We start from the raw sequence: 10,873 nt of genomic DNA, 5'->3' as shown, positions 1-10,873 counted from the left end.
TTTATACAAACACGTTGTACGCAAGCATAAAATACCGAACAAAAATTAATAACTTTAAAGAAAAATAAAATGAAAAAATCAATTTTCTTACTGTTAATTTTAGTTTCTGCACCTGCATTGTCCCAAAATTCTGAATACAACGTATCCTCTTACCTAACGGAGGGTAATAAAGCTCCAAATACTCACTATATAGGAGAGGCATGGTTGAATGCCATTATTCATGATGACAAAGAATTAGGGTATAATATTACCAAAGCAACCTTTAAAGCCAACTCAACCTTGGATTGGCATAAACATAGCTCTGCACAAGTTTTAATAATTGTCGATGGAGAAGCTTATTATCAGGAGAAAGGAAACGAAGCTGTAATCTTGAGAAAAGGGGATATTATTAAATGTGAGAAAGATATCGAACACTGGCATTCCTCAACCAAGTATAGCGATGTAACTTATTTGGCTTTATATAGTGGTGAACAACCAACTATTTGGACCCAAGTAGTAACACAAGAATATTATGATGAGGTAGCCGAAAAGCTAAAAAGCAATTAATAATCATCAAAACTTATAAATCAAGAATTTGAATAAAATGCCAGCGTTCAGCAATGTATAACTACAACTGACGGTTATGCGAAATCGTTGAAAACTTATACATCACTCCATTGGCAACTCGAATTTATCGTTTACCTGATAAGCTGTAATTGAAATGCCATTGATGTTCAAACCACGTATTCCACATCTGTAAGGTAGTAAACTTTGAAATATTGGATTGGCCAGAAAACCCTATCGCATTACATGTTTCCTCACCAGAATCACCAATATATCCCATGGAAGAGGTATTTACCCCAATTTCACCTCCGTTAAGCAGATACCATGTAAAAACATAGGATTTATTCGCCTCAAGAAAAACCTCTAGTGGCGATAAATCAAAATATACCCATCCACCTCTATACGTGGAGGGTATTATACCAGTAGCGGTTCCCAAAATCAATCCTGTCCCATCCCGGATATCAAGCCGCAGTTCCAATTCTTGATCATAATACTTTTCACTTAGAGTTGATATAAAGCCATCAGCAAAAACAACACCAAAGGATTCTGGGTATAAGTCCTCAGCCAATACCAAAGTTTGCCCCGTACCTACATTTCTATCGAAAGGACCGTAATCGAGGTCTGGATCATCCCTGTCATCACCTCCAAACCATTTGCTGGCATTAGATTCCGTACAGCTAATCTCAAAATCAATATCCATTGTTTCAAAACTGACTTGGTATGAGGTTTCATTCCCATTTTCCGCTGTCACGGTAAAAATCACTGGGCTACTGAAATCTGTTACTTCTTCGGGAAGAGGGTCGATGGTAGCATACGAAGATATCTGAACATCCAGTTCCACATTGTCAAGTTGAATAAAGGCAGGTATTCGTCTAGAGAATATGCTCTCCCCATTCTCATACACTGGAATAGTACCATAGTCATAGATTATAGTAACGGATGTAATGGAACTTTCCGAAGACAATTCTATCGATACATCAACAATGTATTCTCTAACACTACCGTCTTGCGCAGTAACTGTAAAGGTAACAGGGTCTATCAATGAAGTAATGGTGAGTGGGTCTGGGTTGATGGAAGCTCCTTTCGAAATTTCAACTTCCAAATCAACCTCTTCCAAGGTGAACTCCTTGGGCAAAGCCCCAGAAATTGAATTTGAAGTTATGGATGCTTCATAATTGGAGTTTCCATTTTTTATCTTAAAAGAGGTAATCTGGTTTTCCGAACTTGGAATTTCGCTTTCTGAACTACAAGAAAAAAGTAAAAGAAGAAACGCGTAAACGAAGAGGTTTTTTAGCATGGCTAAGTTTGTGAGATTTTTCAATCAAACACAACGATACAAAGTTTTATTCATATTTAAAAAACGAATCCACAAACTCATATTTGTTAAAGACCTGAAGGTCATCAATACCTTCACCCACACCAATATATTTTACAGGAATCTGAAATTGGTCCGAGATACCGATGACCACCCCACCTTTGGCGGTCCCGTCCAATTTCGTCACGGCCAAACTGGTCACTTCAGTGGCTTTTGTGAATTCCTTGGCCTGTTCAAAGGCATTTTGTCCTGTGGAGCCATCCAATACCAAAAGCACATCGTGGGGCGCATCAGGGACCACTTTTTGCATGACCCGCTTTACTTTGGAAAGTTCGTTCATCAGATTGACCTTATTGTGCAATCGACCAGCGGTATCCACCAAAACCACATCGGCATTTTCCGCCACGGCAGAATTTAGGGTATCAAACGCCACGGAAGCTGGGTCACTTCCCATTTTTTGTTTGATGATGGGCACTTGAACCCGATCCGCCCAAACCTGTAGTTGGTCAATGGCAGCGGCCCGAAAGGTATCGGCAGCACCCAAAACCACTTTTAATCCCTGTTTTTTGAACTGATGTGCCAACTTGCCAATGGTCGTGGTCTTCCCCACCCCATTAACACCGACTACCATAATCACATACGGTTTTTTATCTTTTGGAACGGAAAATTCGGTGTCCTCACCCACATGGGTCTCCGAAAGGAGTCCGGCAATCTCTTCCCGCAGAATGGCATTGAGTTCATCGGTACCCATGTATTTGTCACGGGAAACCCGTTCCTCAATTCTATCGATAATCTTTAAGGTGGTATTTACGCCTACATCGGAGGTTACCAACACCTCTTCAAGGTTGTCCAGCACCTCATCATCCACTTTGGACTTTCCGGCCACGGCCTTGCCCAACTTACCAAAAAAGCTGGTCTTGGATTTTTCCAATCCCTTGTCCAAAGTTTCTTTTTTGTCCTTTGAAAATATATTCTTGAATAAACTCATTTTATTTTCTTAACCAATGGTCAAAGATAGGAAAGTACGGGGAGTTTTTTGAACACAAAATCAATGGTGCAAAGGCCACTTCGATGCGGACAGGCTATTTTGGCAAAAATAAAAAAGCCACTTAAAAAAGTGGCTTTCAATATTTTGTATGGGTCAAACCCTATTGCTTGTTCAACCAATCGTTGACCATTTCCGGTGTCATAACGGATTCTACAAAGGTGTATGCTCCCGTTTTTGGAGATTTTACCATTTTAATGGCCTTGGTCAATCTTTTTGAAGATGATTGAAGTGTTGCTACTGTTTTCTTTGCCATGGCTTAATGTTTTTCTATGCTTTACGTAGTAAAGACTATTACTTAATTTCTTTATGAACGGTCATACGCTTAAGGATAGGATTGTATTTTTTGATCTCCAACCTATCTGGCGTGTTCTTTTTATTCTTGGTGGTAATGTACCTGGAAGTACCTGGTTGGCCAGATTCCTTATGCTCTGTGCATTCCAAAATTACCTGAACCCTATTTCCTTTCTTTGCCATTGTATTGTACTTAAACGCTTAGACTACTTACTTTTTGGAATTGATTTCCTTCAATACAGCAGAGATTCCTTTTTTGTTGATGATCTTCAATCCCCTTGATGAAACATTCAAGGTCACCCAACGATCTTCTTCTGGAATGTAAAATCTCTTTTTGGAAACATTTACATCAAATCTCCTTTTGGTCTTATTGATGGAGAAGGAAACATTGTTTCCAAACATCACCTTTTTTCCTGTAACTTCACAAATTTTGGACATCTCCCTAACTATTTGAGTGATTTTATTGAGGCTGCAAATTTATACCATTTTGCTGGGACGTACAAAATTCTTTTTCAGAATTTTAAAATTTCTTTCCAAAGCAGCTCAAATGCCTTGTTCACAGACTTCTCCACCACCCTTTCCCGAAGGTTTCCCATATTGAATTGTTGTGCAAAAGTATGCTCTGGAGTGCTTATCGCAATATAAACCGTTCCAACATCAGCATCTGAGTCGCCTTTGCTGGGGCCGGCATTGCCCGTGGTGGCAATGGCAAAGTCGGTATCCATGATGCTTTTAACGTTTTTGGCCATGGCCATGGCCACTTCTTCACTCACCACAGAATGCTTTTGAATCAGTTCTTCTGGAACGTTCAACAATTTCACCTTCATTTCCGTGGCATAGCTGACCACACTCCCTTTAAAATAATTGGAAGCCCCGGCTATGGAAGTAATGTGTTCCGCAATTTTACCTCCGGTAAAGCTCTCCGCCGTGGCCAAGGTGAGGTGTTTTTTGGTGAGCAACTTGCCAATTTGGTATTCTATGGACTCATCCTCCTCTTCCCCAACAATGATATCACCAATAATGGGATAGAGTTTTTTTACCTCATAGGAAATGGCGGCCATCAAAAAACCCCTGTCGGTTCCCCTTGCCGAAAGCCGAAGCCGAACCCTGCCCAAATTGGGCAAATAGGCAAATTTGATGAAACTGGGGAGGTTGTTTTCCCAATCCTCAATCTTGTTGGCAATGGCACTCTCGCCAAGGCCGTAGGTCATAATGGTCTTGTGGAGGATATAGGGTCGCTCGTATTCCTCCACTATTTTGGGCAAAACGGAACGGGTCATGAGGTTTTTCATCTCATAAGGCACTCCAGGAAGCGAAACAAAGGCCGTATTGCCCTTTTTCATCCAGAGTCCCGGTGCCGTACCAAAAGCGTTGTGCAATACCTTGGCTTTGGTGGGCACCAGTGCCTGCTGCCGATTTAAGTCTGAAATGGGGGTACTGATGTATTTTTTGAAAAGTTCTTCAATGTGGTTGAGCACCTTCTCATCTTGAACGAGTTCATCGCCAAAGAAATCACAAAGGGTATGCTTGGTAACATCATCCTTGGTTGGCCCAAGCCCACCGGTGATGATGACCACGGACGAGCGTTTGCTGGCTACTTCCAGTGCGTCCAAAATATGGTCCCTATCATCTTGCACCGAAGTGATCTGATACACGGAAACGCCAATTTTGTTGAGTTCCTTGGCAATAAAAGCAGAATTGGAATCCACTATCTGCCCAATGAGAATTTCATCCCCAATGGTGATGATTTCGGCTTGCATTTATAAATCGAAGTCTTTTTTCAATTCGGCCACTACTTGAAGCACATCTTTTTTAAGCATTGGGAATTTCTCCTCAATCTCTTCAATACTGGCCGTATTTTTACCCATGGTCTCAATCTCAAGTGCCCTGGCCCGGGTCTGCTCCATACCCAAAATATCCACATTGGGTTTAATCTTGTGTGCCAATTTGTACACATTTTCATAATCTCTTTCTGCAATGGCTTTCTCCAGACCATCCAAGTCCACGGGAACTTCTTCCAGAAAGACCGAAACTACAGAGGTTACGAAATCCTCGTCACCTTCCGCCATTTCGTGTATCTTATCGAGGCTGTAAATCATTATCTTACATTAATTTCAAATAGCTGCTCTCCTTCAAGCACACCTGAAAGGTAGTCATTTGGACTTACTTTACCAACACCAGCAGGCGTGCCCGTGAAGAGTATATCTCCTTTTTTCAACATAAAATAAGTGGAAACATGGGCGATGAGTTCATCTATCTTCCACAACATCAAGGCAGTGTTTCCTTCCTGTACCTTTTCCCCATTTTTATGCAATGAAAAATTTATTTCGTCAATATTTTTAAACTTATCCTTGGAAACCCATGTACCGATAACGGCGGCACCATCAAAACCCTTTGCTTTTTCCCATGGGAGTCCTTTTGCCTTGAGTTTTGATTGAAGGTCCCTAGCGGTAAAATCAATCCCCAGCCCAATCTCATCGTAATATTTGTGCGCAAACTGTTTTGAAATGTGCTTGCCCACTTTTTTGATTTTTACCAAAACCTCAACTTCATAGTGCACATCATCGGAAAATTCCGGAATGTAAAAATCCTGTTCCTTGGGCAAAATGGCCGAATCTGGTTTGATGAAGACCACCGGTTCCTCCGGGCGTTCGTTTTTCAACTCATCAATATGGGCAGCATAGTTTCTGCCTATGCATATCAATTTCATAGGGTTCTCAATTATTTTAGGACAACTTGTTGTTGAGTTTGCTCAACTTGATCTGGGTGAGTACTTTTTTGGTGTACAATGGAAAATCAGCATTCAAAATCCAGCCAAAATAGCCGGGTTCCGTTTCCATAATCTCGTCCACCGTTTTTCCCTTGTGCTTTCCGAAGGCAAAAATAGGCTGATCATTTTCATCAATCCCAATAAATCCGGCAAAATCCAAGGATTGTTTTCTTGTGGTGAACTCGGATAGTTTCTTAACGTTATTTTCCAGCTCTGGATACCTATCCAACTGGGCCAAAAGCACCTCATAAGTGGCCAAAGTATCGGCCTCGGCACTATGGGCATCATCCAAACTTTTATCGCAATAAAATTGATAGGCAGCTTCCAGGGTACGTTTTTCCATTTTATGGAAGATGGTCTGTACATCTACGGACACCATGTTCTTCATGTCAAAATCCACATCGGCCCGTAGCATTTCCTCCACCAAAAGGGGAATGTCGAACCTATCGGAATTGAATCCGGCCAAATCACTGTCCTTGATCATTTTATAGATTTCCTTTGACAGCTGTTTAAAGGTGGGCTCGTTGGCCACTTTCTCATCGGATATACCATGGATGGCTTCAGATTCCGGTGGAATGGGCATTTCGGGATTCACCAGCCAGGTGCGGCTCTCTTTATTGCCATTGGGATACACCTTTAATATGGAAATCTCGACGATTCTATCTTTTACCACGTTGGTTCCCGTGGTCTCCAAATCAAAAAAACAAATCGGTTTGGTCAATTGTAATTCCATGTGGGGATTTTAAACGATGAATCAAGGCTTCATCGGTCTAAATTAAGGATTGTAATAGGAATATGCTATTTTCTGTTAAATTTCCCGGTTCATGTCCCAGGCTTCCAAGTAATCAGCCACGGCTTTCACGAACATTCCGCCCAATGCACCGTTGACCACCCTGTGGTCATAACTGTGGGAAAGGAACATTTTGCTTCGGATGCCAATGTACTCCCCTTGGTCCGTTTCTATGACGGAAGGCATTTTTCGGATGGCCCCCAAGGCCAAGATGCCTACTTGGGGCTGATTGATGATGGGCGTTCCAAAAACACTTCCAAAGGAACCAACATTGGTCACGGTGTAGGTACCATCCTTGACCTCTTCGGGTTTTAATTGGTTGTTTCTGGCCCTACTGGCCAAATCGTTCACAGTTTTTGCCATACCCACCAAATTCAATTGGTCGGCATTTTTGATGACCGGTACGATGAGATTCCCATCAGGGAGGGCGGCCGCCATTCCCAAATTGATATGCTTCTTTTTAATGACCTTGTCCCCATCCAATGAAATGTTCATCATGGGGTATTTTTTCAAGGCCATGGCAACGGCTTCCATAAAAATTGGGGTAAACGTGAGTTTTTCACCTTCCCGCTCTTCAAATGCCTTTTTTACTTTGTTTCTCCAGTTCACCACATTGGTCACATCCACTTCAACAAAACTCTGTACATGGGCCGATGTGGACACACTTTCTATCATGTGATGAGCTATGAGTTTGCCCATGCGGGTCAACGGAATTACCTCATCTTCTTTCCCAACTTGAACAGGAGCGGATTTGGGTTTCTCCGCAGCTTCTTTTTGTATTTTGGGCTCAGGAACCTCCGACTCCGATGCTTTTTCTTCTGGGGCTGGTGCTTTAGCTGGTTTGGCAGGTTCACTTCCGTTGTTGGAACGCTGCTCCAAAAATGCCATAATATCGTTTTTGGTAACCCTGCCTTCCAAACCGGTTCCCACAATGGCTTCCAATTCGTCCATGGAAACGCCTTCTTCCTTGGCAATGTTTTTGACCAATGGGGAGTAAAATCGTTCTGAACTTGAGAAATCCTGTGCAGGTGCCGATACGGATTCCTTTACTTGGGCCATTTTGCTTTCCAAGGTCATAACCGGCTCTTCCTCTACGTCTTCCATCTCATCAACAGAATCGGTCCCGTTTGAAGCGGTATCAACATCGCCTTCAATCTGGATAATGGCGACCACCTCACCAACTTTTATGACATCATCGACATCAAATCGTTTTTCCAACAATACACCATCCACCTCACTGGGCACCTCAGAATCTACTTTGTCCGTGGCTATTTCAAAAACGGCCTCATCCAACTCAATGGTATCACCTACTTCCTTCAACCAGCTGGTCAAGGTGGCTTCGGCGACACTTTCTCCCATTTGCGGTAATTTCAATTCGAATTTTGACATATTCTTAGTTAACGATATAATATCGACTTTTGTTTTGCAAAAATACTAAAGAAATCGACTTATTATTGATTTATGTTCATTATTTAACAGTCAATTAATTGGCCTTCATGGAACTTTCAAAAGGAACCCGGTTCAAAATACTCCTGCCCAAGGTGACTTCATCTGCATATTCCAGTTCATCCCCCACCGAAATTCCACGGGCAATCGTAGAGGTGGTAATTTCTTGCCCTTCCAATTGCCGATAAATATAAAAATTGGTGGTATCGCCTTCCATCGTGGAGCTCAAGGCCAAAATAAGCTCTTTTACAGTCCCTTCCTTCACGCGATTTACCAATGATGCAATGTTCAAATCCTGCGGACCCACGCCTTCCATGGGTGATATTTTACCGCCCAAAACATGGTACAGTCCATTATATTGCGAGGTGTTCTCAATGGCCATAACGTCCCGGATGTCCTCCACCACGCATACCAAGCTTTCATCCCGTTTTGGATTGGCGCATATCTCGCACAGCTCCGTATCTGAAATATTGTTGCAGGTTTTGCAAAAATTGACTTCGGTCTTGAGCCTCGTCAACGCATTGGACAACAGTTGGGTCCTTTCTTCGGGCTGCTTCAAAAGGTGCAGCACCAACCGTAGGGCCGTGCGCTTGCCAATACCCGGCAATTGCGACATTTCATAAACGGCATTTTCCAAAAGCTTTGATGAAAATTCCATATCCTCGATTCTCCCACAAAATTACGATTTTACACTTACCAATTTACTTTCGTACTTTGCAAATCAAATTACATTTATGTCGGCGACGCAAATTCTCCTACTCATTGGTGGGTATTTCTTGGTACTGATTCTCATCTCCTATTTTACGGGAAAAAACGATTCCAACATAGATTTTTTTAAAGCCGGGAAGCAATCGCCCTGGTATGTGGTTGCTTTTGGCATGGTGGGGGCCTCGCTTTCTGGGGTTACCTTTATTTCCGTTCCGGGCTGGGTAGAGGATACCCAGTTCAATTATATGCAGGTGGTGATCGGGTACCTTTTTGGCTACATGGTGGTCGCTTTTGTGTTGTTGCCTTTATATTATAGGTTGAACCTTACCTCTATTTATGAATACCTTTTAGATCGTTTTGGGAGCACCAGTCACAAGACAGGGGCCTTTTTCTTTTTCCTGTCCCGGGTATTGGGTGCTGCTTTTCGGTTGTATTTGGTGGCCATTGTGCTGCAACAGTTTGTTTTTGATGATTTAGGGGTACGTTTTGAGTTTACTGTGGTCATTTCCATTTTGCTGATTTGGATCTATACCAACCGCGGAGGGATCAAGACCATTGTTTGGACGGATACCCTGCAAACTCTCTTTATGATCGTTGCTGTTATTTTATCCATTGTACTCATCAACCAAGAATTGGGCTGGAGCTTTGGTGAATTTTTGGCCTCGGATGAATTCAAGGACTACAATTCGTTTCTGAACACCGAAAGCTTTTTGGATCGAAATTATTTTATAAAATCTTTTGTGGGGGGCATGTTCGTGACCATTTGTATGACAGGGCTCGATCAGGATATGATGCAAAAAAACCTTACCTGCAAATCGTTAAAAGATGCCCAAAAGAATATGGTCTCCTTCAGTTTTGTGCTGGTGGGGGTCACTTTTATGTTTATGTTGTTGGGTGCATTGCTGTTCATTTACGCCAAACGCAACGGCATATCCATGCCCTTGATGGACGGCACTCCAAAAACCGATTTGCTGTTTCCCGAAATTGCGCTGAACGGCGGTCTGGGGCTTACCTTGGCCGTCACTTTTATGTTGGGCCTTATTGCGGCGGCTTATAGCAGTGCGGATAGCGCCCTGACCTCGTTGACCACTTCTTTTTGCGTGGACTTCTTGGATGTTGAAAAGAAAAGTGATGCGGAGCAGAAAAAAATCAGAAAAAAGACCCATGTGGTCATGAGCGTTATGTTGATAGTGGTCATCATAGCCTTTAAATATATTTTGAGCAGCAATGTCATTGATAGCCTCTTGACGGTTGCTGGATACACCTACGGCCCCTTATTGGGACTATTTGCCTTTGGCATTTTAACCAACTATAAAATCAGGGACCGCTATGTTTGGGTGGTTTCCGTGCTTTCGGTGGCCATCATTGTTCTTGTGGCCAAAATACCAGCCTCCTACCTGGGCGGTTATGTTATGGGGTACGAACTTTTGCCTTTGAACGGATTATTGACCTTTTTTGGGCTGTGGTTGATACGGAAAGGAAAAATAACTTCGGACACTAATACTGCCCCGTAGCCAAAAGGACCAACGTACAGGCCACTTCAACCTCTATTCCAGCATTTTTGAGAAGTTCGTAGAACTCTGGATTTTCTGTGCCCGGGTTAAAAATGACCCTTTTGGGCTTAAGATCGATGATTTTTTGGTAGTATTCTTTTTGATTTTTTGGATTGAGGTATAACGTTATGGTGTTAATATTTTGAAATTCAGCCAAGTTGTCTTTAATTTGCACTCCAGATACAGTTCCCCCACTTACTCCGAACGCGGTTGTCTCCACACCGTTTTCAACCAATCTACGAATTGCTAAATTACTGTATCTCGCCGGGTTTGAGGAAGCCCCAAAAACAAGTGTTGTTTTCATTTGTTAATTTATGTGTTAAACTGGTTCAAAGATTGTAACTATTTTAAAAAAAAGACGTCTATTGTCTATATAATATTATTCATTGGTAAGACTGTATTTTTTATA

14 protein-coding genes are annotated in these 10,873 nt (G+C 42.2%); 2 read left to right on the top strand and 12 right to left on the bottom strand.

What is annotated here, in order from left to right; all coding sequences use genetic code 11:
• Positions 1-69 precede the first annotated feature (69 nt).
• On the top strand, positions 70-546 hold the full coding sequence (locus A7D14_RS00340; RefSeq protein WP_067028763.1) for a cupin domain-containing protein: 477 nt from the start codon (positions 70-72) through the stop codon (positions 544-546).
• A 124-nt stretch (positions 547-670) separates the two neighbouring features.
• On the opposite strand, the gene A7D14_RS00335 is transcribed toward A7D14_RS00340, so the two are convergent.
• The 11 genes from A7D14_RS00335 to recR all read right to left on the bottom strand — a co-directional run bounded on the left by A7D14_RS00335 (position 671) and on the right by recR (position 8,861).
• A complete protein-coding gene (locus tag A7D14_RS00335; protein ID WP_141673173.1) occupies positions 671-1,840 on the bottom strand; it encodes a hypothetical protein in 1,170 nt (389 codons plus the stop codon).
• A gap of 46 nt (positions 1,841-1,886) precedes the next feature.
• Positions 1,887-2,846, bottom strand: coding sequence for a signal recognition particle-docking protein FtsY (ftsY, locus tag A7D14_RS00330; RefSeq protein ID WP_067028757.1), 960 nt, complete (start codon positions 2,844-2,846; stop codon positions 1,887-1,889).
• Positions 2,847-3,006: 160 nt separating this feature from the next.
• Complete coding sequence (locus A7D14_RS19560; RefSeq protein ID WP_083157911.1) at positions 3,007-3,159, bottom strand: DUF4295 domain-containing protein; 153 nt, start codon at positions 3,157-3,159, stop codon at positions 3,007-3,009.
• Between the two features lie 38 nt (positions 3,160-3,197).
• Entirely contained in the window at positions 3,198-3,380 is a 183-nt protein-coding gene (gene rpmG, locus A7D14_RS00325; RefSeq protein ID WP_067028754.1) for a 50S ribosomal protein L33, read from the bottom strand.
• 27 nt (positions 3,381-3,407) lie between these two features.
• The gene (rpmB, locus tag A7D14_RS00320; protein ID WP_067028751.1) at positions 3,408-3,635 is read right to left on the bottom strand and encodes a 50S ribosomal protein L28; all 228 of its coding nucleotides are present in this window, start codon (positions 3,633-3,635) and stop codon (positions 3,408-3,410) included.
• Positions 3,636-3,709: 74 nt separating this feature from the next.
• Positions 3,710-4,957 carry a competence/damage-inducible protein A gene (locus A7D14_RS00315; RefSeq protein WP_067028748.1) on the bottom strand — a complete coding sequence of 416 codons (1,248 nt, stop codon included), beginning with the start codon at positions 4,955-4,957 and terminating at the stop codon, positions 3,710-3,712.
• Entirely contained in the window at positions 4,958-5,296 is a 339-nt protein-coding gene (locus A7D14_RS00310) for an Hpt domain-containing protein (protein WP_067028745.1), read from the bottom strand.
• On the bottom strand, positions 5,296-5,907 hold the full coding sequence (locus A7D14_RS00305; RefSeq protein WP_067028742.1) for a fumarylacetoacetate hydrolase family protein: 612 nt from the start codon (positions 5,905-5,907) through the stop codon (positions 5,296-5,298). Before A7D14_RS00305 ends, A7D14_RS00310 begins: the two co-directional genes overlap by 1 nt.
• Positions 5,908-5,923: 16 nt before the next feature.
• Complete coding sequence (locus A7D14_RS00300) at positions 5,924-6,700, bottom strand: 3'-5' exonuclease (RefSeq protein ID WP_067028738.1); 777 nt, start codon at positions 6,698-6,700, stop codon at positions 5,924-5,926.
• Positions 6,701-6,775: 75 nt separating this feature from the next.
• Positions 6,776-8,146 carry a dihydrolipoamide acetyltransferase family protein gene (locus A7D14_RS00295; protein WP_067028731.1) on the bottom strand — a complete coding sequence of 457 codons (1,371 nt, stop codon included), beginning with the start codon at positions 8,144-8,146 and terminating at the stop codon, positions 6,776-6,778.
• Between the two features lie 94 nt (positions 8,147-8,240).
• Positions 8,241-8,861 (bottom strand): recombination mediator RecR, encoded by a 621-nt coding sequence (recR, locus tag A7D14_RS00290; protein WP_067028726.1) that lies wholly within the window; start codon positions 8,859-8,861, stop codon positions 8,241-8,243.
• A 76-nt stretch (positions 8,862-8,937) separates the two neighbouring features.
• On the opposite strand from recR, the gene A7D14_RS00285 reads away from it, so the two are divergent.
• The gene (locus A7D14_RS00285) at positions 8,938-10,425 is read left to right on the top strand and encodes a sodium:solute symporter (RefSeq protein ID WP_067028723.1); all 1,488 of its coding nucleotides are present in this window, start codon (positions 8,938-8,940) and stop codon (positions 10,423-10,425) included.
• On the opposite strand, the gene A7D14_RS00280 is transcribed toward A7D14_RS00285, so the two are convergent.
• The gene (locus A7D14_RS00280) at positions 10,409-10,768 is read right to left on the bottom strand and encodes a CoA-binding protein (RefSeq protein ID WP_067028720.1); all 360 of its coding nucleotides are present in this window, start codon (positions 10,766-10,768) and stop codon (positions 10,409-10,411) included. The two genes, A7D14_RS00285 and A7D14_RS00280, sit on opposite strands and share 17 nt — an antisense overlap.
• Between the last annotated feature and the right edge of the window lie 105 nt (positions 10,769-10,873).

Origin of the sequence: Allomuricauda sp. CP2A, from assembly GCF_001683915.1 — a bacterium.
GTDB lineage: Bacteria > Bacteroidota > Bacteroidia > Flavobacteriales > Flavobacteriaceae > Flagellimonas.
This window is presented reverse-complemented; position numbering and strand designations above follow the sequence as displayed.